The organism is Blastococcus colisei, from assembly GCF_006717095.1.
GTDB classification, from domain to species: Bacteria; Actinomycetota; Actinomycetes; order Mycobacteriales; family Geodermatophilaceae; genus Blastococcus_B; species Blastococcus_B colisei.
On record NZ_VFQE01000002.1, the window covers coordinates 444495 to 469642 of the forward strand.

The window sequence follows — 25148 nt, forward strand, 5'->3', positions numbered from 1 at the left end:
ACACGTAGACTCAGCCGCCGTACCACTCGACCGTCAGGAGCGCTCGTGCCCACCGAGGTGGATCCCGAGGTCGCGTTGCGCGAGCTTCTCGGCCGCATCGCCCCGGGAACCGCGCTGCGCGACGGGCTGGAGCGCATCCTCGCCGGCCGCACCGGCGCGCTGATCGTCCTCGGCTACGACCGCGTGGTCGAGTCGCTCTGCACCGGCGGCTTCGCCCTCGACGTCGCCCTGTCGGCCACCCGTCTGCGGGAACTGGCCAAGATGGACGGCGCGGTGATCGTCTCCTACGACGGCACCCGCATCGTGCGGGCCGGCGTGCATTTGATGCCCGACCCGACCATCCCCACCGAGGAGTCGGGCACCCGGCACCGGACCGCCGAGCGGGTGGCCCTCCAGACCGGCTTCCCGGTCATCTCGGTCAGCCAGTCGATGCACATCATCAGCGTGTACGTCGCCGGCCGCAGGTACACCCTCGAGCACCCGACGACGATCCTGGCGCGGGCCAACCAGGCCCTGGCCGCGCTGGAGCGCTACAAGCTCCGCCTCGACGAGGTGGCGAGCACGTTGTCCGCGCTCGAGATCGAGGACCTCGTGACCGTGCGCGACGCGATGAGCGTGAGCCAGCGGCTGGAGATGGTCCGACGCATCGCCGACGAGATCGAGGGCTTTGTCGTCGAGCTGGGTACCGACGGCCGTCTGCTGGCCCTCCAGCTCGACGAGATGCTCGCCGGGGTGGAGGAGGACCGCGGGCTCCTCGTCCGCGACTATCTGCCGGGCGGCGGCCGCCGTCCCAGGACGATCGACCAGGTGCTCACCGATCTGCGGGCATTGACCGCGACCGAGTTGCTGGACCTGTCGGCCGTCGCCCGCTGCTACGGGCTGCCCACCTCGCCCGACGCCCTCGACTCCCCCGTGAGTCCGCGCGGCTACCGCCTGCTCAATCGGGTGCCGCGGCTGCCCTCGGGGATCATCGATCGGCTGGTCGACCATTTCGGCGGGCTCCAGAAGCTGCTGGCCGCCACCATCGAGGACCTGCTGGCCGTCGAAGGCGTGGGCGAGGCACGCGCTCGCGGCATCCGCGAGGGCCTCTCCCGGCTGGCCGAGACCTCGATCCTCGACCGCTACAGCTGAGCCGGCTCGCCCGGCGTCACACGAGGGTGATCGAGGCGTCCGGCGAGACCTTGGTGTCCAGCCGGGCGCGCAGCAGGTAGCTCCCCGGCGCCGGATTCACGCGGGGTGCACTGCACGTCGGCTCGCTGGTCAGGCCGCCCCAGACGAGCGGGATGGTCACGACCTCCCCGGGTCCGAGGGTGCGGAGATCGCTGCTGGCCTCGGGGAAGCAGTCGTTGCTCCCCCACACCCGGTTGCCCGCCGAGTCGACCATCACGATCTCCTGCAGTCCCTTGTCGAGGGCTCGCACGCACGGCACCGCGGAGACGTTCGCGACCGCGATCTCGAAGGTCGGCTTGCTGCCGACCGGGACGCTGCCCGGCGTCCGCACCTCGAGAGCGATCATGTCGTCGGTGCACGGCCCCCCGGCCAGCGGCTCGGGGGCGGCCACCTGCGGCTCTGCCGCGGCCTCCGCGACCGGCGGCGGGTCGGGTGTGGCGACGGCGGCCAGCGACGGGACCACCCGCGCCAGAGCGGGCTCCGGCACGGCCTCATACCGGTCCGAGGCCGCCGCGTCCCCGCCGCCACGTGCGGAGAGCAGCGAGAAGGCCAGCCAGCCGAGGCCGCCCAGGAGGGCCAGCAGCACGACCAGCACCACGACCCGCCGGCGCCAGTAGACGCGCGCGGGCAGCTCGCCGACCGGGTGCCACACGCGGGGAACGGTAGTGGGCGCCGACGAGGCGGGTCGGGTCGGCACGCCGCTCCGCCGGCACGGCAGACTCGTCTCCCGTGACCAGCACCCCGTCGACGGCCACCACGGCGATGGCAGCCGGGGAGGCGATCGTCGACTGGTACGTCACCGCCGCGCGCGATCTCCCCTGGCGGCGTCCCGGCGTGGATGCGTGGGCGGTCCTCGTCAGCGAGGTGATGCTGCAGCAGACGCCCGTTGCGAGGGTCGAGCCGATCTGGCGGGAGTGGATGGCGCGCTGGCCCACCCCCGCCGACCTGGCGGCCGTGCCGCCCGCCGACGTCATCCGCGCCTGGGGCAAGCTCGGCTACCCGCGGCGGGCGCTGCGGCTTCGCGAGGCCGCCGTCGCCGTCGTCGAACGCCACGGGGGCGTCGTCCCGGCCGACGTGCCGGCCCTGGAAGCCCTTCCGGGCGTCGGGACGTACACCGCCCGCGCAGTGGCCTGCTTCGGCTACGGGCAGCCGCAGCCGGTGGTGGACACCAACGTCCGGCGGGTGATGGCGCGAGTACTGCACGGGCGAGCCGAGGCGGGGAACGCCCGAGCCGCCGATCTGACCGACGTCGCGTCGCTGACGCCGACCGACACCGACCGGGCCACGCGGTTCTCCGTCGCCGTCATGGAACTGGGCGCGCTGGTCTGCGTGGCCCGGGTCCCCCGCTGCGCGGTCTGCCCGGTCAGGGACCGCTGCGCCTGGCGGCTGGCCGGCTCCCCCGCGCACGACGGGCCGCCGCGGCGCGTGCAGAAGTTCGCCGGCACGGACCGACAGGTGAGGGGGCGGCTGCTCGACGTGCTCCGGGCCGCCCCCGAGCCGGTGGACTCCGCGGCCCTCGAGCCCGCCTGGGACGACGCCGTCCAGCGAAGCCGCTGCCTGGATTCCCTGCTCACCGACGGCCTGGTCGAGCAGACCGCCGACGGCCTGTTCACCCTGCCCGCCTGAAAGTGTTGATCAGGTCTCCTGATCGTTCGGGGTCCTACCTCACTGTCGACCACGAGGTAGGACCCATGATGACCAGGAGACCTGATCACCATGGCGGCCGGCTTCGACGTGCGACAGGGCCGCCTCCCTCGCGGGAGACGGCCCTGTCGTTGGTACTACGAGGTCACTCGGCCTGGGCCGCGGGACCTTCCTCGTCACCCTCGGCGCCCGAGAGGGCCACCGGCGGGGTGTCGGGGAGGTCGATCGGCTTGGCCTCGCCGCGGAAGGTGAACTTCTGCGCCGGGCCCTCCGCGTCGTCGACGTCCACCACGATGATCTGACCCGCGGTCAGCTCGCCGTAGAGGATCTTCTCGCTCAGCGCGTCCTCGATCTCCCGCTGGATGGTCCGGCGCAGCGGCCGGGCACCCAGCACCGGGTCGAACCCGCGCTGGGCGAGCAGCTTCTTCGCCGCCGGGGTGATCTCCAGCGACATGTCCTTGTTCGCCAACTGGGTCTCGACCCGAGCGATCAGGAGATCGACGATCCGGGTGATCTCCTCCTCGGTCAGCTGGTGGAACACGACGATGTCGTCGATGCGGTTGAGGAACTCGGGCCGGAAGTGCTGCTTGAGCTCCTCGTTGACCTTCAGCTTCATCCGCTCGTAGTTGCTCTGGGTGTCATTCCCGACCTGGAATCCGAGACCCACGGCCTTCGAGATGTCCCGCGTACCGAGGTTGGTCGTGAGGATCAGGATCGTGTTCTTGAAGTCCACGACCCGGCCCTGACCGTCGGTGAGCCGACCGTCCTCGAGAACCTGCAGCAGCGTGTTGAACACGTCCGCGTGCGCCTTCTCGATCTCGTCGAAAAGGACCACCGAGAACGGCTTGCGCCGCACCTTCTCGGTCAGCTGGCCACCTTCGTCGTAACCGACGTAACCGGGAGGGGCACCGACGAGCCGCGACACGGTGAATCGGTCGTGGAACTCGCCCATGTCGATCTGGATGAGCGCGTCGTCCTCACCGAACAGGAACTGCGCCAGAGCCTTTGCCAGCTCGGTCTTACCGACACCCGAGGGGCCGGCGAAGATGAAGGAACCACCGGGACGGCGCGGGTCCTTGAGGCCCGCCCGCGTGCGCCGAATGGCCTGGCTGACGCTCTTGATGGCCTCTTCCTGGCCGATGATCCGCTTGTGGAGCTCGTCCTCCATGCGGAGCAGACGTGTGGTCTCCTCCTCGGTGAGCTTGAAGACGGGGATGCCGGTCCAGTTGGCCAGCACCTCGGCGATCTGCTCGTCGTCGACCTCCGCGACGACGTCCATGTCGCCGGCCTTCCACTGCTTCTCGCGCTCGGCCTTCTCGGAGAGGAGAGTCTTCTCCTTGTCGCGGAGCGAGGCGGCCTTCTCGAAGTCCTGCGCGTCGATCGCCGACTCCTTCTCGCGGCGGATGCCGGCGATCCGGTCGTCGAACTCGCGCAGGTCGGGCGGGGCGGTCATCCGCTTGATCCGCATCCGGGCGCCTGCCTCGTCGATCAGGTCGATCGCCTTGTCCGGGAGGAAGCGGTCGGAGATGTACCGGTCGGCCAGCGTCGCGGCCGCCACGAGTGCGGCGTCGGTGATGCTGATCCGGTGGTGCGCCTCGTAGCGGTCGCGCAGCCCCTTGAGGATCTCGATGGTGTGCTGCAGCGTCGGCTCACCGACCTGGATGGGCTGGAAGCGGCGCTCGAGAGCGGCGTCCTTCTCCAGGTGCTTGCGGTACTCGTCGAGCGTGGTGGCGCCGATGGTCTGCAGCTCACCGCGGGCCAGCATCGGCTTGAGGATGCTGGCGGCGTCGATCGCGCCCTCAGCGGCACCCGCTCCGACGAGGGTGTGGATCTCGTCGATGAACAGGATGATGTCGCCGCGGGTGCGGATCTCCTTGAGGACCTTCTTCAGCCGCTCCTCGAAGTCACCGCGGTAGCGGGAACCGGCGACGAGGGCGCCGAGGTCCAGCGTGTAGAGCTGCTTGTCCTTCAGCGTCTCGGGCACCTCGCCCTTGACGATGGCCTGCGCGAGGCCCTCGACGACGGCGGTCTTGCCGACGCCGGGCTCGCCGATGAGGACGGGGTTGTTCTTGGTCCGCCGCGACAGGACCTGCATGACCCGCTCGATCTCCTTGGCCCGCCCGATGACCGGGTCGAGCTTGGAGTCGCGCGCGGCCTGGGTCAGGTTGCGGCCGAACTGGTCGAGGACCAGCGAGGTCGACGGGGTGCCCTCGGCGGGGCCGCCGGCCGCGGCCGGCTCCTTGCCCTGGTAGCCGGAGAGCAGCTGGATGACCTGCTGGCGGACGCGGTTGAGGTCGGCGCCGAGCTTCACGAGGACCTGGGCGGCGACGCCCTCGCCCTCGCGGATCAGGCCGAGCAGGATGTGCTCGGTGCCGATGTAGTTGTGGCCGAGCTGCAGGGCCTCGCGCAGCGAGAGCTCCAGCACCTTCTTCGCCCGCGGGGTGAAGGGGATGTGGCCGGACGGGGCCTGCTGACCCTGGCCGATGATCTCCTCGACCTGCTGGCGGACGCCCTCGAGCGAGATGCCGAGGGACTCCAGTGCCTTGGCAGCGACGCCTTCACCCTCGTGGATCAGGCCCAGGAGGATGTGCTCGGTGCCGATGTAGTTGTGGTTGAGCATCCGGGCCTCTTCCTGGGCCAGGACAACAACGCGGCGGGCTCGGTCGGTGAACCGTTCGAACATCTGCTGCTTCTCCTTCGACCGGCTGGTCCGGCACTGCCCTTCCCTGGTCTGGGGAAGGGGCACCCGACATCCGTCGGCGCTGGGGGCACCGGTCATTCCACTGTAGTCGCGGACCACGCCGTCCTGTCGTGCGTGCACGGGGACGGTGGGTGGCTGTCTGGTCCAACCGCTACCGGCCGGCGCCTGTTCCGGTCCGGTTACGCCGTCAGCGGACGCGCGACGGTCGGCTCGCGTCCACGCAGGTGGGCGCGGGCACTCGGGGAGCCGCGTGTGGGCGAGCAGACCCGGAGACGACGACGGCCCGGTCCCCATACAGGGAACCGGGCCGGTCGGCGCGCAGACACGCGCGGGCATCACAGACGTCACAACCGCCCCGTCCGGAGGGCGGCGGAAGGGACCCCGCCCCTCTCAGCCCTTGCAAGCTCGACAGGGGGCCTCAGTGATCAGTGAGCGGCCTCGTAGGCGTCGACGACGCTGGCCGGGATGCGACCGCGGTCGCTGACCGCGTGACCGTTCTTGCGAGCCCAGTCCCGGATGGCGCCGGCCTGCTCGCGGTCCATGCGGCCACCGGTGGAACGGCCTCGACCACCACCGGTCGCACGGGTGCCGCGCCCCACCTTGCGGGCGGCCGAGACATAACGGGAGAAGGCGTCGCGCATCTCCTTGGCGTTCTTCTCCGCCAGGTCGATCTCGTACGAGGTGCCGTCGAGAGAAAAGCTCACCGTCTCGTCGGCCGACAGGTTCTCGTCGAGGTCGTCGCTCAGGATGACCTGAACCTTGCGCGCCATTTATGTTCCTCACTCTTCCGCAGCGGCCCGGGAGCCGAACTCAATTGACGCCCGGTAGGACGACATGAGCCATTACATCACACTCGGCACCATTTAGTGAACACACTGCACACACTGCCCGCGGGTGCGAATCGGTCCGGTCCGGTTCCACCTTCGCGCTACTGCGGAGAAATAGGCCTGACCAGTGGGAACAGGATGGTCTCCCGGATTCCGAGGCCCGTGAGCGTCATCATCAACCGGTCCATGCCCATACCCATACCGCCGGTGGGCGGCATGCCGTACTCCAATGCCTCGAGGAAATCCTCGTCGAGCGCCATGGCCTCGGGGTCGCCGGCCGCGGCGAGGGCTCCTTGAGCGGTGAACCGTTCCCGCTGCACCACCGGGTCGACGAGTTCGGAATACGCAGTCGCCCGCTCGATCCCGCCGATGTAGAGGTCCCACTTCTCGGCCACCCCGGGCCGGGAACGGTGCGCCCGGGTCAGCGGCGAGGTGTCCAACGGGTAGTCGATGACGAAGGTGGGCGCCTGCAGCGTGTGCTGCACCAGGGCCTCGAACAACTCCTCCACGACCTTCCCGGGCAGCCAGGCGGGATCGATCCCGACGTCGTGCCGCTCGGCGATCGCGCGCAGCTTCTCCACCGGCGTCTCCGGGGTGACGGCCTCACCCACGGCGTCGGACACCACGGAGTAGAGCGGCACCTGCGGCCACTCCCCCGAGAGGTCGACCTCCGTGCCGTCGTGATGACGGGCGACGTGGTCGCCGAAGAGCGCCAGGCAGCATTCCTGGATCAGCTCGCGGGTGAGGGTCGCCATCACCTGGTAGTCGGCGTAGGCCTGATAGGTCTCCAGCATCGCGAACTCCGGGGAGTGCGAGCTGTCGGCACCCTCGTTGCGGAAGTTCCGGTTGATCTCGAAGACCCGGTCCAGCCCGCCCACGATGCACCGCTTGAGGAACAGCTCGGGTGCGATGCGCAGGTAGAGGTCGAGGTCGAAGGCGTTCATGTGGGTGCGGAACGGCCGCGCGGCGGCACCGCCGTGCACCGTCTGCAGCATCGGGGTCTCGACCTCGAGGAACCCGCGAGAGCCCAGCCCCGCGCGCAGGGTGGACATCACCGTGGCCCGCTGGCGCACCGTCCGCCGCGCCTCGTCGCGCACGATGAGGTCGACGTAGCGACGACGGACCCGCAACTCCTCGCTCATCGGCTTGTGCGCGACCGGCAGCGGCCGCAGCGACTTCGACGTCAGCTGCCAGGAGTCGGCGAAGACCGACAGCTCCCCGCGGCGCGACGTCCCGACCTCGCCGGTGACCAGCACGTGGTCGCCGAGGTCGACGTCGGCCTTCCAGGCGGCGAGGGAGTCCTCGCCCACGCGGTCGCGGGAGAGCATGACCTGCAGCTCGGCGTCGCCCTCGCGCAAGGTGGCGAAGCACAGCTTGCCGGTGTTGCGGAAGAAGATGACCCGGCCGGTGACGCCGACGGTCTCCCCCGTCATGGTGTCCGGCTCGAGGTCGGGCTGCGCGGCGCGGACGGCGGCCAGAGTCGTCGTCCGCGCGACGGTCACCGGGTAGGGGTCGACGCCGCTCTCGCGGAGCCGGTCGAGCTTCGCCCGGCGGACGCGCATCTGCTCGGGAAGCTCGTCCTCCGGTGGACCAGGGGGTTGCTCGCTCACGGTTCTCCTCGCTGGCGCTCGTCGATCCGTTCGCGAGCGCTGCTCTGTCCATTCGCCGAGCTCGCAAGCTCGCCCGGGCAGCACGGAGCCTACGGGGAGCTTGTCCGGCGATTCGCCGCCTGCTGCCGTTCGAAGGCCAGCCGGAGGCCGTGGACGGTGAGGTCCGGTTCCCGCTCGCCGATCGAACGGCAGCTGTCGACGACGAGCGGAGCGAGGCCCCCGGTGGCCACCACGATGGGCGCGGCACCGAACTGGGCGACGATCTCCGCTGCGATCCGTCCCACGAGGCCGTCGACGAGGCCGGCGAACCCGAGAACCAGGCCCGACTGGAGCGCCGCGACGGTGTTCTTCCCGATGGCGTGGGTCGGCACGGTCAGCTCGACCGACCGCAGCTGGGCGGCCCGGGTCGCCAGCGCCTCCAGGCTGACCTCCACGCCGGGTGCCAGCGCACCGCCCAGGAACTGCCCGTCGGGCCCGACGGCGTCGACGTTGGTCGACGTCCCGAAGTCCACGACGACGACGGGCCGACCGCGCCCGTCGGGCCAGCGGCCGAACAGCTCGTGCGCCGCCAGGGCCGTCACGACGCGGTCGGCGCCGACCTCGCGCGGGTTGTCCACGTGCAGCGGGACGCCGGTCCGCACGCCGGGGCCGATGAGGACGACCGGGACCTCGAGGGAGTCCAGCAGCTGGCGCAGGGCCGGCAGCAGCGCGGGCACCGTGGAGCAGGCGGCCACCCCGGTCACCTCGGCGTCGCGCAGCAGCCCGCGCCAGAGCATCCGCAGCTCGTCGGACGTGGCCCTCGGTGAGGTGGTCACCCGCCAGCAGCCGACCCGCTGCTCGCCGTCGAACGTGGCGAGGACGGTCTGGCTGTTGCCGATGTCGACGGTCAGCAGCACGGCCGCGACCCGCCCGGCCGGGTGGTCACCTGACGGGGACGCCGAGGTCGCTGCGCTGCTGGTCGGAAGCGCCGGGGACCGGGGCCGACGGGTCACCGCCCAGCTCGACGATCCGGTTGGCGGCGTCGACGTGGACGACGTTCGGGATGTAGCTCTTCGCCTCGGTCTCGTCCATGACGCCGTAGCTGATCATGATCACCAGGTCGCCGGGGTGGACCAGGTGGGCGGCCGCTCCGTTGATCCCGATGACACCGCTGCCGCGTTCGCCGGGGATCACGTAGGTCTCCAGGCGGGCGCCGTTGGTGACGTCGACGATTGCGACCTGCTCGCCGGGGAGCAGGTCGGCGGCGTCGAGGAGGTCCTCGTCGATCGTCACCGAGCCGACGTAGTGCAGGTCGGCCTGGGTGACCGTCGCACGGTGGATCTTGGACTTGAGCATCGTGCGCATCATGAGAGGTCTCCCAGTTCGACTGCGATGTTGTCGAGGAGTCGGGTCGTGCCGGCGCGGACGGCGACCAGCAGGCGGGCGGGGCCGACGGCAGGTGCCGGCCCCAGGTCGGTATCGGTGAGCGCGAGGTAGTCCTGGAGCAGTTCCGGGCGTTCGGCGAGCACTCCGCGGGCGGCGGTGAGGACGGCGTCGGCACCCCGGGGACCGGCGGCGGCACCAGCGCGCAGGGCAGCCGAGACGGTCGCGGCGGTCGCCCGCTGCTGCGGGTCCAGGTAGCGGTTGCGGCTGGACAGCGCCAGGCCGTCGTCCTCGCGGACGGTCGGCACGCCGACCACCTCCACGCCCAGCGCGAGTTTCCGCGCCATGGCCCGGATCAGGGTGAGCTGCTGGTAGTCCTTCTCGCCGAAGAGCGCGAGGTCGGGGCGCACCAGACCGAAGAGCTTGGCGACCACGGTCAGGACGCCGGCGAAGTGCCCGGGGCGGATGGCACCCTCGAGGACGGTGCCCAGCGGCCCGGGCTCGACGGTCACTCCCACCGCGCCAGGCGGGTAGACCTCGTCGACCGGCGGGTGGAAGACGACGTCGGCGCCCTCCTCGGCCAGCGCCGCGAGGTCGGCGTCCCAGGTGCGGGGGTAGCGGTCGAAGTCCTCGCCGGGGCCGAACTGGGTGGGGTTCACGAACACCGAGACGACGACGGTGGCGGCGCGCTCGCGGGCGGCGCGGACCAGCGTCCGGTGCCCCTCGTGCAGCGCCCCCATGGTCGGGACGAGCGCCACCGGCCCGGGGAGTTCCACCAGGAGCCCACGGAGGTCAGCCGCCGTCTCGGCGACGGCGGGACCGGTGCGCACGGCGGTCACCAGGAGGACGCCTCGTCGCGCGCGCTCTCGAGCAGGCCGAGCAGCGGCGCGCCCTCGTGCCGCTTCAGCCGACCCGCGGCCAGCGCGCGCTCGGTGGTGCGCCGTGCCATGGCGACGTAGGCCGCGACCGAGTCGGGCGCCCGCTCGGTGAGCGTCTGCAGGTGGTCGCGGACGGTGCCGACGTCCCCCCGGCTGACCGGACCGGTGAGCCCCCGGTCGCCGCGGCGCAGCCCGTTGTCCAACGCCGCGGTGAGCAGCGGCGCCAGGACGCGCGCCGGGTCGCCGATGCCCGCCGTCCGCAGCAGGTCGGCGGCCTCGGCGACGAGGGTGACCAGGTGGTTGGCGCCGGTGACCAGGGCCGCGTGGTAGAGCCGCCGGTCCTCCTCGGCCACGAAGAAGGGCTCACCACCCATCTCGAGCACCAGGGTCTCGGCGACCGCGCGGTACTCGGGGCGGCTCGTGACACCGAAGGGGGCGCCGCTCAGCCGGTCGGCGTCCTCGGGGGCGCCGGAGAAGGTCATGGCCGGGTGCAGGGCCAACGGCAGGACGCCGGCGCGCTCCGCGGGGGCGAGCACGGCGAGCCCGTGGGCGCCGGAGGTGTGGAAGGTGAGCTGGCCGGGCCGCCAGGCGCCGGTCTCGGCCAGGCCGGCGACCAGGCCGGCGAGGGTGTCGTCCGGGACGGCCAGCACGACCAGGTCGGAGGCGGCGACCACCTCGTCCGCCGGGACGAGCGGGGCCCCGGGGAGCAGCCGGGCGGCGCGTTCGGCGGAGGCGGTGGACAGACCCGAGGCGGCGACCACGTCGTGTCCGGCGGCGGTGAGCGCGGCTCCCAGGACGGCGCCGACGCGGCCGGCGCCGATGACGCCCACGCGGAGGCGGGCCGGCGCGGCAGAGGCCGGGGGGAGCCCGGCAACGCGATGGGTCCTGCGGGCAGCAGGCATCGGTGCACCCTCTCGTTCCAGTCCCTGACGGGTACCGGACGTCGGTGGCCTCCACGTTGGAGACCGCTCGGGGGTCGTGCGGTTCGAGCGCGTCGTGCTCGGTGGTGCCGCCTGCTGCAACCGGATGTGTCGCGCAGGTGGACCGCCGAAGGCGAGTGTGGAACCGGTTCCCGCGCCCCGCAACGTCTGGCGGCTGTGTCCTGCCTCACCCGGCGTCCCCGGGGCACCCGATCGGGTGGGGCGGCGGAGAGGCCGGCCACAGCCCCTAGCGTGGGCGCCGTCAGCAGAGCGGACGACAGGAGGACGGCGTGGGCACGATGGACGGGCGGACAGCGCTGGTGACCGGCGGCAGCCGGGGTATCGGACTGGCGATCGCACGGAGCCTGGTCGACCGGGGCGCCCGCGTCGTGCTCACCGCGCGCAAGCCCGAGGCGCTCGCCGAGGCGGTCGAGAGCCTCGGTGGGCCGGAGGTCGCCGTCGCCGTCCCCGGTCACGCCGGGGATGCCGAGCACCGGGCCGGGGCGGTCCGGACGGCGGTCGAGACCTTCGGCAGCCTGGACATGCTGGTCGGCAACGTCGGGGTGAACCCGGTCTACGGGCCGATGGTGGATCTGGACCTCGATGCCTTCCGCAAGATCCTCGACACCAACGTGGTCTCCTCGCTGGGGCTGGTGCAGGAGGCGTGGCGGGCCTGGATGGCCGAGCACGGCGGATCGGTCCTGTTCGTCGCATCGGTGGCCGGGCTTCGGTCGTCGGAGAACATCGGCGCCTACGGGGTCAGCAAGGCCGCGGTGATCAACCTGACCACCCAGCTGGCCGTCGAGCTCGGGCCGACGGTGCGGGTCAACGCGGTGGCCCCGGCCGTGGTGAAGACCCGCTTCGCCGGCGCGCTGTACGAGGGCCGGGAGGCCGAGGTGGCCGCCGAGTACCCGGCCGGCCGGCTCGGCGTCCCCGAGGACGTCGGTGAGGCAGCCGCCTACCTGCTGGGCGAGGGCGCCGGCTGGGTCACCGGCCAGACGCTGGTGCTGGACGGCGGGCGGCTGTCGCGCGGGCGGTAAGAGGACCCCCTTGCCCCCCCACCGCTCGCAGGCTCGCGGCGGGCCCCTGCAAGGGGCCGTCAGTTGGTGCGGAGCACGCGGGCCAGCACGTCGTCGGGCTCGTCCTCGTCGCGGTAGCGGCGCCGGCGGCGCCCGCCGGTCGCGGTCCCACCGTTCTCGGCCAGGATGTCGGCCAGCCGCTTCTCCTGCCCAGGCGGCCCGGACCGCTCGGGCTCGACGCGGATCGCCGGGTTGGCGGGCACGGCGGGGCGCTGCGCCGTGGGGACCACGGCGGGGTCCGCGAGCGGCTCGTCCCCGCGACGACGGCGCGGCGGCACCTCCGGCCGGAACGAGGTCGGCTCTGCGTCGAGGGGCCCGGCGTCGATGAGCGAGCGCGCGGCCAGCCACTCCAGCGGGGACGGCAGCGGCTCCGGCGCGGCCACCGGCGGCGGGGCGACCGGGTGCGCCGTCGTCGGCGGAAGGGTGCCGGCGTCGGAGCCCCACGGCGGGGCCGCCAACGGGAAGGCTGCGGTCGGGGGCCACGGCTCGGCCGTGCCGTGGCGGGCGTGCTCTGGGGTGTCGGCCCGCGCGGCCGACCACAGCGGCGTGTCCTCGTCGACGTCGCCGTGAGTGTGGCCGGACGCCGACCAGCGGTCGTCCGGCGACGGTGACGCGGGCGTCTCCCAGGAGCGCCCCGAGAGCGTCTCCCAGGTGGCGGTCGGTGGCGTCTCCCAGGATCGGGGGCGGTCCGGCTCGGACTCCCAGCTGGGGCGCCAGGACGGCGACGGGACGGGCCGGGACGGCGGCGGCCCGGAGGGCAGCGGAGATACCGGTGCACGCTCCACACGCACCTGGTCGAACTGGCGGGTCTCGCGCGACTCGTCGAGCCGGACGGCGGGCCACCCGCCCGTGAGTTCACGCGGCGGGGCGTCGTCGGTCCACCGCGTCGCGGCGTCGAGCGCCCGCCCGGGGACGTCCTGCACGTCGGAGGTCAGCCGGCTGGCCTGGGTGCGCATCACGATGCGCTCGATGAGCATCTCGCTGGACAGCTGCTCGGTGAACTCCTGGCGCAGCCGGCCCATGTCGTCGCGCAGCTCGGCCAGCTGACCCAGCTCCTGCCGGAGCGAGGTCAGCGCGGCGACGTCGTCCCGGAGCGCGGCGACCCGCGCCACCTCCTCGCGCAGCGACGAGAGCGCCGCGATGTCGGTGCGCAGCTCGGCGACCCGGGCCACCTCGTCGCGCAGCTCGGTCAGGCCGGCGAGGTCCTCGCGCAGCCCGTCCAGCTCGGTCCGCATGGACTCCTCGGCCTCGCGACGGAGTTCGGCCTCCAGGCCCAGCTCGTACTCGCGGCGGGCCGCGACCTCGCGGTCGAGCTCGTACTCGTAGGCGTGGCGGAGCTCGGCCTCGCGCGCCTTCGCCGCCACCCGCTCGGTCGACCGGGACGCCGCTGCGAACGTCGCGAGGACGAACGCCCAGGCCACGCCCACGACGGCCAGCTTCAGGACCTGCGGGTTGTCGGTGAGGAACACCGCGAGGGTCGCCCCGACGGCGAGCAGGAAACCGCCGGCCTGCAGCAGGATCCGGCGGTCGGCGACGCCGGTGCGCGGACCGACGCCGGTGCGCGGACCGACGCCGGTGCGCGGAGCGACGTCGTCCTCGCGCAGCGGCATGGCCCCAGCGTAGCGGCGGAACGCGCCGTCCTCCGGGCAGGAAACGACGTCGTGACCGAGCCGTCGCCGACGTCGGCTGCGAGAGTGGCGCGGTGACCCTCAGCCTGCTCGGATGGCGCCGCCAGGTGGCCGCGCTGTACGCCGCCGCACGGTCGGCGAAGGACCCGGAGACCGGCTGGCGGAGCTGGCGGGACGGCCGCGACGAACTCTTCGCCGCCCACCCCGACTCACCGCTGGACGAGGCCGCGCGAGCGGCGTTCACCGGGCTGCCCTACGCCGGCTACGACCCGGCGCTGCGGTTCGAGGCGGTGCTGGAACCGGCTCCCGCTGCGCGGCTGGAGGTGCCGACGGCGGCGGACGGCACGGTGCTGCTGGACCGGATCGGCACCGCGGCGCTCGGCGCGGTGGGCCGCGTCGACGTCTGGTGGCTGGGCGGCTACGGCGGCGGGGTCTTCCTCCCGTTGCGCGACGGGACGGCCGGGAACACCACCTACGGCGGCGGCCGCTACCTGCTGGACACCGTCAAGGGCGCCGACCTCGGCGGGAACGACGCCAGGCTGGTGGTCGACCTCAACTTCGCCTACCACCCGTCGTGCACCTACGACCCGCGCTGGTCCTGCCCGCTGGCGCCGGAGGGCAACCGGACGCCGGCCCCGGTGGCCGCCGGGGAGCAGCTGCCCCGCGGCGGCTGGTACTGAGAACGATCAGGTTCGCTGATCGAGCCTGTCGCGCGAACGGTGGCGGATGAGCCGCCGCGGTGCATCGCTGGGTGATGTTGCGCTGTGAGTCGGGGGGCGGGCGCCGGTTGATGGTGGTCGGGAGCGGGGATAGTGGCCCGGTCAGCGCTGTCGGCGGTGCCGGCCGCCCCCGGATCAGGCGGTGGCCAGCCGGTGGGCGTGGATCTTGCGCAGGTTGTGCACGGTGCAGGCCAGCGACCACTCGGTCTTGGCGTTCTGCAGGCCGCGGCGGAGGAGCTGGCGTAGTCCCTGCCGGTCTTTGATCTGGCCGAAGACCGGTTCGACCGTGCGTCCTCGGAGGGCGTATTTCTCCGTGCCTTCGGGGGTGCGCAGCCTGTCCTGGGCGCGGGCGGTGGCCGGGCGGGAGGTCAGCGGTTTGTCCCCGGCGGGGTCCTCGCCGGCGGCGCGGCGTTCGTCGCTGATCATCGGGGCCAGCAGGCGCAGGCCGCGGGTCTCGGCCTCGGTGAAGGTCTCCTCGTTGGCGTAGCCGGCGTCGGCGACCCAGGTGTCGGGCGTCTCCTCGATGCCGGCCTGGTTCAGCTGCTCGGCGGCGTCATCGAGGACGGGAAACAGCTGATGGGCGTCGGTGGCCGCCTGGGTCAGCGTCTGGCCGACGATGAGCTGGTCTTCGGTGACCGCGGCCTGGGCGTTGTAGCCCTGCACCAGCCCCCGCCCGCCCCGCATCGTCCGCGAGTCCGGATCGGTGGCGTTGGCCCGCGGCGGCTTGTCCTTGTCCGGATTGCGGCCCGGTGGATGCTCGCCCGGTTGGGCGCCGCGGCGGGTGCCGGCGTCCTTGCGGCGCTGCCACTCGGCCTTCCTCACCTCCTGCTCGGCCACGGCCGCGGCCTGCTCGTCGTCCAGGCGCTGCTTGGCCTCCTTCAGTCGAGCCAACCGCTCGGCCCGCCGGCGCAGCGGCGGTGGCAGCTCATCCCCGCGGTCGTCGCCGTGTTCGGCGTCCTCGGCCGCGTCGATGCGCGTCTGTTCGTCGAGCAGCTCGGCGGCCAGCTGGTCGTAGCGGGCCTGCTCCTCGGCGACCTGGTGGGCCAGCGACGCCGAGGTGTGGTTCTTCGACCAGGAGGCGTTCGCGGCGATCTTCGTCCCGTCCACCGCGATCACGCCCAGCCGCACCATCCCGGCCTCGTGACACACCCGCAGCACCTGCGCGAACAGCTCCTGCAGCGGCTGGCGGTGACGCGTGACGAACCGGGCGATCGTGGCGTGATCGGGCACCCGATTGCCGGCCAGCACCCGGAACGCCACATCGCGGACACAGTGCCGCTCGATCGCCCGCGACGAGCGCACCCCGACCGCGTGCGCGTACAGCAGCACCGCCACCATCAGCGCCGGGTCGAACGCCGCCGCGCCCTGCCCGTTGGCCCGATACGAGCGCTTGAACCCCGACAGGTCGAACGAGTCCACCGCATCCTTGACCGTCCAGGCCAGCTCCCCGTCGGGCAGCCAATCCCGCACATCCGGCGGCAGCAGGAACCCCTGATCGACATCCCCGCGGATGAAGTTCTGCGGCATACCCCAGTCTCCCGCCGCCCAGGATGATCATCAATCAGGCGCGCTTTGTGCGACAGGCTCGATCGTCAGGGGTCCTCCCTCGCCACCGGTCGTGAGGGAGGACCCAGAACGGTGAGGTGGGTGGCCGATCAGCCCTGAGCCAGCGCGCCGTCGGAGCTGAAGACCAGACCGAGGGAGACCTCGCCCTGCTGGATCGCGGCCTTGGTCAACGGGCCGCCGGCGTCGAGCTCCTGGAAGCCGGCGAACTCCAGCCCGTAGGTCTCCTCCAGACCCGGCTGGCAGAACGGCCGCTCCGGGCACTCGCCAGGTCCGCCCAGCACCAGGGATCCGTCGCCGCACGCCTCGGCCAGCTCCGACAGGGTGCTCACGCCGAGCTCGTCGGCGAAGGCCTGGGTGACGGCGAAGGCGTTCTGGTCGGCGGCCTCGGACGGCTCGCCGAACACCAGCCCGGCCTCCTCGGCCAGGGGCATCAGCGCCTCGACCGTGGCCTCGACGTCCCCGGAGGCCACCTGGTTGGCCTCGTCGCCCTCGATGAACTCGGTGACGGTGGACAGGTACTCGGGGAAGACCTGGATCTCGCCGCGCTGCAGCGCCGGCAGGTAGAGCTCGCGGTTGCCGACCTCCTGCACCGTGGCATCGAAGCCGGCGGCAGCGAGCACGTCGGCGTAGATGTTGGCGAGAACGGTCGACTCGGTGAAGTTGGCACCGCCGACCGCGATCGTCCCGCTGCCCTGCTCGAGGCTGCCGGTGTCGATGTTGTCCTCGACCCAGGCGGCCGCGACGTCCTCGGCGCTCTGCCGTTCGACGTCGACGGCGGCATTCATCTCGACCAGCTCGTCGGTGGTCAGCTCGGCCGACACCGCGTCGAGGGCCGGCAGCAGCGCCGGGTTCGCCTGGGCGGCGGCGGCGTTGACCGCCGGGATGATGTTGTCGGCGTTCTGCAGGCTCTGGTCGTCCTCGAGGACGACCAGCTGGTCCCCGGCGATCGGGGCGCAGGCCTCGCCCGACGCCGCGGTTCCGCCGCCCCCGCCGTCCCCGCCTCCGGTGCCGGAGGACCCGGACTCCCCGCAGGCCGCCGTCAGGGCCACCGCCAGTGCGAGTGGGGCGAATGTCCGGATACGCGTGCGCATGCTGCCCGCCTTCTGTGTCCCGTGACCGCCCTGGTGCGGTCACGCGTGTCTGGCGGGAGGTGCTCCCGCGCACCCCATCGAACCCCTGCGTTGCACACAACGCAAACGTCGTTCCCGTTCTGTTACAGGGGGACGCCGGACGCGGTCGGTTCCGGCGTCCCGGCCGCCGACCGGGACGCCGGCCGGAGGAAGGGCAGCCGCTTCGGACCCGGGGTCGCGGCCCACGACACCGCGGCGAGCACGACCTCGGTGAGCACCGCCAGCAGGGCCACCAGGGCGGCGCCGGCCAGGACCACGCCGTAGTTCTGCTGGGCGAAGCCGAGGGTGATGATTCGACCCAGTCCGCCGCCGGCGACCAGCGCGGCCAGCGTCGCGGTGGCGACGACCTGCACCGCAGCGGTCCGCACGCCGGTCATCAGCAGCGGCGCGGCCAGGGGCAGCTCGGCCCGGAGGATCACCTGCCGGCCGCTCATCCCCATCGCCCGGGAGGCCTCGACGACGTCGCGGTCCACTCCACGGAAGCCGACGTAGGTGTTGGTCAGGATCGGCGGGACGGCGAACACCGCCAGCGCGATCGTCGTCGCGGTCGGCCCGAAGCCGATCGGGGTGACCGCGAAGAGGGTGAGCAGGGCCAGCGTCGGGACGGCGCGCGACACGTTGGACAGGGCCACCGTGAAGCCCCCGCCCCGACCGGTGTGCCCGAGGACCATGCCCACCGGTACGGCGATCACCACCGCCGCCAGCACCGCCAGCGCGGAGATGCGCAGGTGTTCGGCGAGGAGGTCGAGGATGCCGCCGCGGCGGGTCCAGTTGAACGGATCGTTGAGGTAGACCAGCGCCTCCTGCCACAGGCTCATGTCCGTCCCCCGCGCGCCCACGGGGTCAGCAGACGCTCGGCGCCGGCCAGCAGCAGGTCGGCCAGGAGCGCCAGCAGCACGCACCCGAGCGCGCCGGTGACGATCTCGGCACGGTAGAAGTTCGCGTTGAAGCCGCCGGTGATCAGCTGTCCCAGTCCGCCGTGGCCGACGATGACGCCGACGGTGGTGAGCGCCACCGTGGACACCGTGGCGATCCGCAGACCGGCCATGAACGCCGGCAGCGCCAGCGGCAGCTCCACCTGCCAGAACAGCCGGGCGGGGCCGTAGCCCATGCCGCGCGCCGCCTCCTGCACGTCGGGCGGGACGGCCTGGAGGCCGGCGAGGAAGTTGCGCACCAGGATCACCAGTGAGTACAGGACCAGCCCGACGAGCACGGTGGTCGCGGTGAGCCCGGTGATCGGCGCGACGAAGGCGAACATCGCCAGGGAGGGGATCGTGTAGATCAAGGTCGACAGGCCCAGCACCGGCCCGGACAGCCAGCGGCTCCGCCGGGCCAGCAGCGCCAGGGGCAGCGCGATCAGCGCTCCGACCACGACCGCGCCGACCGTCAGCCTGACGTGCTCGCCGAGGTAGCCCAGAATGGACTCCCAGTTCCGGGTCACGTAGGACGGGTCGAACCAGGGGTTCGGCGCCGCATCGACCGCGAGTGCGTCACGGCTCGCCGCGCTCAGCACCGGGCGCCTCTCAGAAGGGCCACCTCGTGGACGCTACTGCTCCGACCACCTCCCCCGCAGCGGCGGGCGGAGCCGAGGAGATCCGGCTGGAAGGGGTCAGCAAGGTCTACGGCGACGGCACCGTGGGGGTGCAGGAGCTGGACCTGGTCTTCGCGGCCGGCGAGCTCACCGTGCTGGTGGGCCCCTCCGGATGCGGCAAGACGACGACGATGAAGATGATCAACCGGATCATCGAACCGACGACCGGGCGGATCCTGCTGGGTGCCGACGACGTCACCCGGGTGGACCCGGTCAAGCTGCGCCGCCGGATCGGCTACGTGATCCAGAACGTCGGGCTGTTCCCCCACCAGACCATCCGCACCAACGTGGGCACCGTGCCCCGCCTGCTCGACTGGGACAAGCGACGGACCCGCGACCGGGTCGAGGAGTTGCTGAGCCTGGTCGGCCTCGACCCGGCGCTGCACGGCGACCGGTACCCCCACCAGCTCTCCGGTGGGCAGCGACAGCGGGCGGGCGTGGCCCGGGCACTCGCCGCCGACCCCAGCGTGCTGCTGATGGACGAGCCGTTCTCCGCCGTGGACCCGATCGTGCGGGAGCGGCTGCAGTCGGAGTTCCTGCGCCTGCAGGAGCAGGTGCGCAAGACCATCGTCTTCGTCACCCACGACATCGAGGAGGCCGTCCGCCTCGGCGACCGGATCGCCGTGATGAGCGAGGGCGGCCGCGTCGAGCAGTTCGCCACCCCGGCCGAGCTCCTCGGCCGGCCGGTGAACGCATTCGTCGCCGACTTCGTCGGGGCCGACCGCGGGCTCAAGCGGCTGGCCGTGACGGGCATCGACCCGGACGACCTGGAGCAACCGCCGGTCGTACACGTCGCCGACGGGCTGGCCGACGCCCGCGCCGCACTGGAGGGGGCCGGTGCCCGCTGGGCCGTCGTCCTCGACGACGACGGCCAGCTGCACGGGTGGCTGTCGGTGGAGCGGGCCGTCGGCGCGGGCACGGTCGGGTCGGCGGCCCGCCGGATGGAGGCGTGGATCCCGACGGGCGCCTCGCTCAAGGCGGCGTTCGCCACGATGCTGCAGCACGAGGCCGGCTGGGTGGCGGTGCTCGACGGCGACCGCTTCCTGGGGGTCCTGACCCCGGAGTCGCTGCACGCCGCCCTGCGGCGCTCGGTCGAGGGCGCGGTGCCGGAGACCGCAGGCAGCACGCTGGCCTAGGCCGACACTCCCGGCACGGGGTCGTCGTCGGTGGACGACGGCGGCACGCGGCACACCGACTCCAGCCACAGCGCCGCGGCCACCAGGGCTCCGGAACCGACGACGCCGATCACTGCCGTGACGGTGTCGCTCTCGGCGGCCTGGATGCGGCCCACCGCCGGGCCCACGTGCGCCAGCACCCCCGCCCAGATGCCCGCGAAGACGGCACCGACGTACGCGCTGGCCTGCGCCAGGACCGCGAGCCGGGCGACGAGCATCGGCTCGACCGGCCGCACCGGGGTGTTGCGGGATGCCGAGGTCGGCGTCCCCGGGCGGGTGCGCGCCTCGCGCAGCGCCGCGAGGCGCGCCTTCAGCGTGCGCGCGCCCAGCGCCTCGGCCAGCGCGAGCACCGCCAGCGGGACCGGCAACCACCAGTCGAGCGCCGGCAGCTCCCCGTAGAGCGCGCGGACCAGCAGCCAGGCGGCAACGGCCAGGCCGCCGGCCAGGACGGCGAGGTCGCGGCGGCGGACGGGAGTCACGCGACCTCCTCGCTGGCGCTCGTCGGGCCCGTGCCTCGGCTCCCTCTGTCCCTGCGTGAGCTCGCGAGCTCGCTCACCGAAGGTGGTCCCAGCGGACGACCGCCGCGACGTCGTCGGGCGGGAGCGCGGCCACCAGGTCGGCAACCCGTCCACGGCCGGGGATGACCGCGCCGGGATCCAGGGTCAGCCACGGCACCAGCACGAACGCCCGCTCGTGCGCGCGGGGATGGGGCAGGGTGAGCTCCGGGGCGTCGGAGAGCACGGGCGTGCCGTCGTCCTCGGTGACCACGATGACGTCGACGTCGAGGGTGCGCGGCCCGAACCGGACGTCGCGGGTCCGCCCCGCGGCCTGCTCCAGCTCCCCGGCGCGGTCCAGCCAGCCGCGGGCGTCGCGCGGCCCGCGCACCACGACGACCGCGTTCAGGTACGGCGGCTGCTCGACCGGCCCCCAGGGCGGGGTCTCGTAGAGCGTGGAGCGGGCCACCAGGCCGTCGTCCTTGAGCGCGGTGATCGCCGTCCGGAGTGCCCGTGCCCGGTCCCCCAGGTTGGCGCCCAGCGAGAGGACGGCCCTAGTCATCTGCCCGCGACCGCCGGATGGTGACGGTGACGTCGTCGAAGGGCACGCCGAGCTCGGCCTGCGGCTTGTGCACGGTGATCTCCACCGCGTCGACCAGCGGGTCGGCCAGGCAGACGTCGGCGAGGCGCTGGGCGAGGGTCTCGATCAGGTTCACCGGCTCGCCGGTCACCACGGCGTAGAGCTGGTGCGCCAGCTCCGCATAGTTCACCGTGCGCCCGAGGTCGTCACCTGCCGCCGCGGCGACGGTGTCGAGCTCCAGAACGGCGTCGACGACGAACACCTGCCCGCGTTCGCGCTCGAACGCGTAGACGCCGTGGTGCCCCTGCGCACGCAGGCCGCGGATCGCGATCCGGTCCGGGAACGACTCAGCCACGGTCGGCGCTCCGTGCCGCGCGGACGGCCTGCACGGTGCGGACGGCGTCGACCGAGGCGGCCGCGTCGTGCACGCGGACCCCCCACACGCCGGCCTCGGCGGCCATCACCGTGGTGGCCAGCGTGGCGTCGTCCCGGAGGTCGGCGGGGCGGGGGGCGCCGTCGGGGCCGGCGAGCAGCTTCCCCAGGAACGTCTTGCGCGAGGCGCCGACCAGGACCGGCAGGCCGAGGCCGACGAGTCGGTCGAGGCCGGCCAGGAGCGCCCAGTTGTGCTCGGCGTTCTTGGCGAAACCGAGACCGGGGTCGAGGACGAGTTGCTCGGGGGCGACCCCGGCGGCGACGACGTCCTCGACGCGGGCGGTGAGCTCGGCGCAGACCTCGGTGACGACGTCGCCGTACCGCGCCGCCGCGTACATCTCGCGGCTGTGCCCCCGCCAGTGCATGAGCACCCACGGGATGCCGGCCTCGGCGACGAGGTCGGCCATGTTCTTGTCGGCGAGCCCGCCGCTGACGTCGTTGACCAGGGTCGCGCCGGCAACGATGGCCGCCTCGGCGACCTCGGCCCGGGTGGTGTCGACGCTGGTACGCACACCGGCGGCGCTCAGCTCGCCGATCACCGGAAGGACTCTCCGGCCCTCCTCGGTGGCGTCCACGCGGTCGGCGCCGGGGCGGGTGGACTCACCGCCGACGTCGACGAAGTCCGCGCCCGCGGCATGCATCTCCAGGCCGCGCGCGATGGCCGAGGCCGCGTCGGCGAAGCACCCGCCGTCGGAGAAGGAGTCCGGGGTGACGTTCAGGACGCCCATGACCACGCACCGGCCCGGGCGCGGGAGGGGGACCATCACCTGTGGAGCACGAGGCTCATCGCCTCGCTCCGGGTCGCCGGATTGTCGCGGAAGATGCCACGGACGGCCGAGGTGACCGTCGTCGACCCGGGCTTGCGGATGCCGCGCATCGCCATGCAGAGATGCTCGGCCTCGATGATCACCAGCACCCCGCGCGGCTTGAGCACATCGCTCAAGGCGTCGGCGATCTGGCTGGTCATCCGCTCCTGCACCTGCGGACGGCGCGCGTAGACCTCGACGAGGCGGGCCAGCTTGGACAGCCCGGTGACCCGTCCGTCCTCGCCCGGGACGTAGCCGATGTGCGCGACCCCGTGGAAGGGCACCAGGTGGTGCTCGCAGGTCGAGTACATCGGGATGTCCTTGACCAGCACGAGCTCGTCGTGGTCCTCGTCGAAGGTGGTGGCGAGGACGTCGTAGGGGTCCTGCCACAGGCCGGCGAAGGTCTCCGCGTAGGCCCGGGCCACCCGCTGCGGGGTGTCCTGCAGCCCCGGGCGGTCGGGGTCCTCCCCCACCGCCAGCAACAGCTCGCGGACGGCGGCGGCCGCGCGCTCCTGGTCGACACCGCGTGGCGCCGTCAGCAGCTGGTCCTCGCGCTCGGCCGGCACCTCGCTCATGGCTGGGCGGGCGCTCCGACGTCGCCCACCGGCAGGGTGTCCTCGGCCGGCCGGCCGTTGCCGTTCTGGGCGGCCAGCTCGGCGGGGGTGAGCACCGGCGGCTGGTCGGACGGCGTCCGCTTGCCGAACCCGTTGTAGGGCGCCAGCGACGGCCGCTTGGTGACCGGCTCGCAGATGCGCGCCATGTCCTCCTTGGAGAGGGTCTCCTTCTCCATCAGCTCGAGGACGAGCTGATCGAGGACGTGCCGGTACTCGACCAGGATCTCCCAGGCCTCGTCGTGGGCGGCCTCGATCAGCGCGCGGATCTCCGCGTCGATGTCGGCCGCCACGGCCTCGGAGTAGTCCGGCCGGGAGTGCATGTCCCGCCCCATGAACGGCTCGGCGTCACCGGTGCCGTACTTGACCGCGCCGAGCTTGGCGCTCATGCCGTACTGGGTGACCATCGACCGAGCCATCGCGGTGGCCTTCTCGATGTCGTTCCCGGCGCCGGTGGTCGGCTCGTGGAACACCAGTTCCTCGGCCGCCCGCCCGCCGAGGGCGTAGGCCAGGGTGTCGATCATCTCCGACCGGGTCTGGGTGTACTTGTCCTCGGTCGGGAGCACCAGCGTGTGCCCCAGTGATCGGCCGCGCGGCAGGATCGTCACCTTGTGCACCGGGTCCAGGTTCGGCAGTGCGTGCGCCACCAGGGCGTGCCCGCCCTCGTGGTAGGCGGTGACCTTCTTCTCCTTCTCGCTCATCGCCCGGGTCTTCCGCTCGGGGCCGGCGATGACCCGGTCGATCGCCTCCTCGAGGGTCTCGTCGGTGATCAGCGAGCCGTCGTTGCGGGCGGTCAGCAGCGCGGCCTCGTTGAGCACGTTGGCGAGGTCGGCGCCGGTGAAGCCGGGGGTCCGGCGGGCGACGGTCTCCAGGTCGACGTCGGGGGCGAGGGGCTTGCCCTTCGCGTGCACCTCGAGGATCCTCTTGCGGCCCAGCAGGTCGGGCCGGTCGACGGCGATCTGGCGGTCGAAGCGGCCCGGGCGCAGCAGGGCCGGGTCGAGGATGTCGGGCCGGTTCGTGGCGGCGATCATGATGACGCCGCCCTTGACGTCGAAGCCGTCCATCTCGACGAGCATCTGGTTCAGGGTCTGCTCGCGCTCGTCGTGCCCGCCGCCCATGCCGGCCCCGCGGTGGCGGCCGACGGCGTCGATCTCGTCGACGAAGATGATCGCCGGGGCGTTCTCCTTGGCCTGGGTGAACAGGTCGCGGACGCGGCTGGCGCCAACGCCGACGAACATCTCGACGAAGTCCGAGCCGGAGATCGAGAAGAAGGGCACGCCGGCCTCACCGGCCACGGCGCGGGCCAGCAGGGTCTTGCCGGTTCCGGGTGGGCCGAACAGCAGCACGCCCTTCGGGATCTTCGCGCCCACGGCCTGGAACTTGACCGGGTTCTGCAGGAAGTCCTTGATCTCGTGCAGTTCCTCGATGGCCTCGTCGGCACCGGCCACGTCGGAGAACGTCGTCTTCGGGGTGTCCTTGGTGACCTGCTTGGCCTTGGACTTGCCGAAGGCCATGACGCCGCGGCCGCCACCCTGCATGGAGTTGAACAGCCAGAACAGCAGGAGCAGGAGGATCAGGAACGGCAGGAAGCTGACCAGCAGGCTGACCAGGAGGCTCTGCTGGGTGACGTTGGTGTCGAACTGGACGGCGTCGGCGTCGGCCTCGCCGGTGACCAGGTCGTAGACGTCGTCGGCGGCGCCGAGCGGGTAGGACGCGGTGATCCGGTCGCTGCCCTCGACCTCGTCCCGGAGCTCCAGCTCGAGGGTCTGTTCCTTGTCGTTGATCGTGACGGACTCGACGTTGCCCTCGTCGAACTGGTCGAGGGCCACCGACGTCCGAACCTCTTGGTAGCCGTCGTTCCCACTGAAGACGGACGAGAACGTGAGGGCGACCAGGACGACGAGGACGACCCAGAACCACACGGAGCGGAAGATCTTCTTACGTTCCATACACCGATGCCGGGCGCCGGAAGACCGGTCGGCCCGTCGACCCTCCTGATCGTCCGGGGACGCCGCCTGCGATCCGGGCGAGGACCCCGGCGCTGGGAGCAGCGTCGTCGGAATCGACGGTACACCGGGCAGGCTGTCAATCCGCTGGCCGCAAGCTGAAAGCCCCCCGTGGTGGGGTGGCCCGGTCGCGGGCCCGAAGGGTCCCGACCGGGCCACCCCGGAGCCGCCGCGCAGAAGCGGGGAAGGGCACTGGGTTGCGGTACGGAGACGAGCCGC

Annotated in this window: 24 protein-coding genes; 5 read left to right on the top strand and 19 right to left on the bottom strand. The window is 72.6% G+C overall.

Features of this window, described 5'->3' with window-relative positions; genetic code table 11:
* Positions 1–45: 45 nt before the first annotated feature.
* Positions 46–1131 carry a DNA integrity scanning diadenylate cyclase DisA gene (gene disA, locus FHU33_RS21575; RefSeq protein WP_142027640.1) on the top strand — a complete coding sequence of 362 codons (1086 nt, stop codon included), beginning with the start codon at positions 46–48 and terminating at the stop codon, positions 1129–1131.
* A 16-nt stretch (positions 1132–1147) separates the two neighbouring features.
* Here the strand turns inward: disA and FHU33_RS21580 are convergent, their stop codons facing one another.
* A complete protein-coding gene (locus FHU33_RS21580) occupies positions 1148–1822 on the bottom strand; it encodes a MucR family transcriptional regulator (RefSeq protein WP_142027641.1) in 675 nt (224 codons plus the stop codon).
* A 77-nt stretch (positions 1823–1899) separates the two neighbouring features.
* Here FHU33_RS21580 and FHU33_RS21585 point away from each other — a divergent pair, with 77 nt between their 5' ends.
* On the top strand, positions 1900–2796 hold the full coding sequence (locus FHU33_RS21585; RefSeq protein WP_281281697.1) for an HhH-GPD family protein: 897 nt from the start codon (positions 1900–1902) through the stop codon (positions 2794–2796).
* Between the two features lie 163 nt (positions 2797–2959).
* Here the strand turns inward: FHU33_RS21585 and FHU33_RS21590 are convergent, their stop codons facing one another.
* The 7 genes from FHU33_RS21590 to FHU33_RS21620 form a co-directional block, all read right to left on the bottom strand.
* Complete coding sequence (locus FHU33_RS21590; RefSeq protein ID WP_142028098.1) at positions 2960–5497, bottom strand: ATP-dependent Clp protease ATP-binding subunit; 2538 nt, start codon at positions 5495–5497, stop codon at positions 2960–2962.
* A gap of 443 nt (positions 5498–5940) precedes the next feature.
* Positions 5941–6285: a histone-like nucleoid-structuring protein Lsr2 gene (locus FHU33_RS21595; RefSeq protein ID WP_142027642.1), complete on the bottom strand. Its 345-nt coding sequence runs from the start codon at positions 6283–6285 to the stop codon at positions 5941–5943.
* A gap of 158 nt (positions 6286–6443) precedes the next feature.
* The gene (lysS, locus tag FHU33_RS21600; protein ID WP_246064097.1) at positions 6444–7952 is read right to left on the bottom strand and encodes a lysine--tRNA ligase; all 1509 of its coding nucleotides are present in this window, start codon (positions 7950–7952) and stop codon (positions 6444–6446) included.
* Between the two features lie 89 nt (positions 7953–8041).
* Positions 8042–8848: a type III pantothenate kinase gene (locus tag FHU33_RS21605; protein ID WP_142027643.1), complete on the bottom strand. Its 807-nt coding sequence runs from the start codon at positions 8846–8848 to the stop codon at positions 8042–8044.
* Between the two features lie 25 nt (positions 8849–8873).
* Positions 8874–9287 (bottom strand): aspartate 1-decarboxylase, encoded by a 414-nt coding sequence (panD, locus tag FHU33_RS21610; RefSeq protein WP_281281698.1) that lies wholly within the window; start codon positions 9285–9287, stop codon positions 8874–8876.
* 8 nt (positions 9288–9295) lie between these two features.
* Positions 9296–10153, bottom strand: coding sequence for a pantoate--beta-alanine ligase (gene panC / locus FHU33_RS21615; RefSeq protein ID WP_142027645.1), 858 nt, complete (start codon positions 10151–10153; stop codon positions 9296–9298).
* Positions 10150–11094, bottom strand: a complete 945-nt coding sequence (locus FHU33_RS21620; RefSeq protein WP_142027646.1) for a Rossmann-like and DUF2520 domain-containing protein — start codon at positions 11092–11094, stop codon at positions 10150–10152. The genes panC and FHU33_RS21620 overlap by 4 nt, the downstream gene beginning before the upstream one ends.
* A 317-nt stretch (positions 11095–11411) precedes the next feature.
* Between FHU33_RS21620 and FHU33_RS21625 the strand changes: the two genes are divergently transcribed.
* Positions 11412–12152, top strand: a complete 741-nt coding sequence (locus FHU33_RS21625) for an SDR family oxidoreductase (protein WP_142028100.1) — start codon at positions 11412–11414, stop codon at positions 12150–12152.
* A 59-nt stretch (positions 12153–12211) separates the two neighbouring features.
* Here FHU33_RS21625 and FHU33_RS21630 read toward each other — a convergent pair whose 3' ends face one another.
* Complete coding sequence (locus tag FHU33_RS21630) at positions 12212–13801, bottom strand: DUF6779 domain-containing protein (RefSeq protein ID WP_142027647.1); 1590 nt, start codon at positions 13799–13801, stop codon at positions 12212–12214.
* A gap of 92 nt (positions 13802–13893) precedes the next feature.
* On the opposite strand from FHU33_RS21630, the gene FHU33_RS21635 reads away from it, so the two are divergent.
* Positions 13894–14499, top strand: coding sequence for a DUF1684 domain-containing protein (locus FHU33_RS21635; RefSeq protein WP_142027648.1), 606 nt, complete (start codon positions 13894–13896; stop codon positions 14497–14499).
* Between the two features lie 174 nt (positions 14500–14673).
* Here the strand turns inward: FHU33_RS21635 and FHU33_RS21640 are convergent, their stop codons facing one another.
* From FHU33_RS21640 to FHU33_RS21655, 4 genes are all read right to left on the bottom strand, one after another.
* Positions 14674–16065: a transposase gene (locus FHU33_RS21640; RefSeq protein WP_142025713.1), complete on the bottom strand. Its 1392-nt coding sequence runs from the start codon at positions 16063–16065 to the stop codon at positions 14674–14676.
* A gap of 128 nt (positions 16066–16193) precedes the next feature.
* Positions 16194–17195: a glycine betaine ABC transporter substrate-binding protein gene (locus tag FHU33_RS21645; RefSeq protein WP_142027649.1), complete on the bottom strand. Its 1002-nt coding sequence runs from the start codon at positions 17193–17195 to the stop codon at positions 16194–16196.
* Between the two features lie 122 nt (positions 17196–17317).
* On the bottom strand, positions 17318–18052 hold the full coding sequence (locus FHU33_RS21650; RefSeq protein WP_142027650.1) for an ABC transporter permease: 735 nt from the start codon (positions 18050–18052) through the stop codon (positions 17318–17320).
* Complete coding sequence (locus FHU33_RS21655; protein ID WP_142027651.1) at positions 18049–18747, bottom strand: ABC transporter permease; 699 nt, start codon at positions 18745–18747, stop codon at positions 18049–18051. The genes FHU33_RS21650 and FHU33_RS21655 overlap by 4 nt, the downstream gene beginning before the upstream one ends.
* Positions 18748–18773: 26 nt before the next feature.
* Between FHU33_RS21655 and FHU33_RS21660 the strand changes: the two genes are divergently transcribed.
* The gene (locus tag FHU33_RS21660) at positions 18774–19961 is read left to right on the top strand and encodes an ABC transporter ATP-binding protein (RefSeq protein WP_142027652.1); all 1188 of its coding nucleotides are present in this window, start codon (positions 18774–18776) and stop codon (positions 19959–19961) included.
* Here the strand turns inward: FHU33_RS21660 and FHU33_RS21665 are convergent.
* The 6 genes from FHU33_RS21665 to ftsH form a co-directional block, all read right to left on the bottom strand.
* The gene (locus FHU33_RS21665; protein WP_142027653.1) at positions 19958–20479 is read right to left on the bottom strand and encodes a DUF3180 domain-containing protein; all 522 of its coding nucleotides are present in this window, start codon (positions 20477–20479) and stop codon (positions 19958–19960) included. The genes FHU33_RS21660 and FHU33_RS21665 overlap by 4 nt on opposite strands.
* A gap of 73 nt (positions 20480–20552) precedes the next feature.
* Complete coding sequence (gene folK / locus FHU33_RS21670) at positions 20553–21056, bottom strand: 2-amino-4-hydroxy-6-hydroxymethyldihydropteridine diphosphokinase (RefSeq protein WP_142027654.1); 504 nt, start codon at positions 21054–21056, stop codon at positions 20553–20555.
* Positions 21049–21429, bottom strand: coding sequence for a dihydroneopterin aldolase (gene folB, locus FHU33_RS21675; protein WP_142027655.1), 381 nt, complete (start codon positions 21427–21429; stop codon positions 21049–21051). Before folB ends, folK begins: the two co-directional genes overlap by 8 nt.
* Positions 21422–22234 (bottom strand): dihydropteroate synthase, encoded by an 813-nt coding sequence (gene folP, locus FHU33_RS21680; RefSeq protein ID WP_211355319.1) that lies wholly within the window; start codon positions 22232–22234, stop codon positions 21422–21424. Before folP ends, folB begins: the two co-directional genes overlap by 8 nt.
* A 35-nt stretch (positions 22235–22269) precedes the next feature.
* Positions 22270–22887, bottom strand: coding sequence for a GTP cyclohydrolase I FolE (folE, locus tag FHU33_RS21685; protein ID WP_142027656.1), 618 nt, complete (start codon positions 22885–22887; stop codon positions 22270–22272).
* The gene (gene ftsH, locus FHU33_RS21690) at positions 22884–24872 is read right to left on the bottom strand and encodes an ATP-dependent zinc metalloprotease FtsH (protein WP_142027657.1); all 1989 of its coding nucleotides are present in this window, start codon (positions 24870–24872) and stop codon (positions 22884–22886) included. The genes folE and ftsH overlap by 4 nt, the downstream gene beginning before the upstream one ends.
* Between the last annotated feature and the right edge of the window lie 276 nt (positions 24873–25148).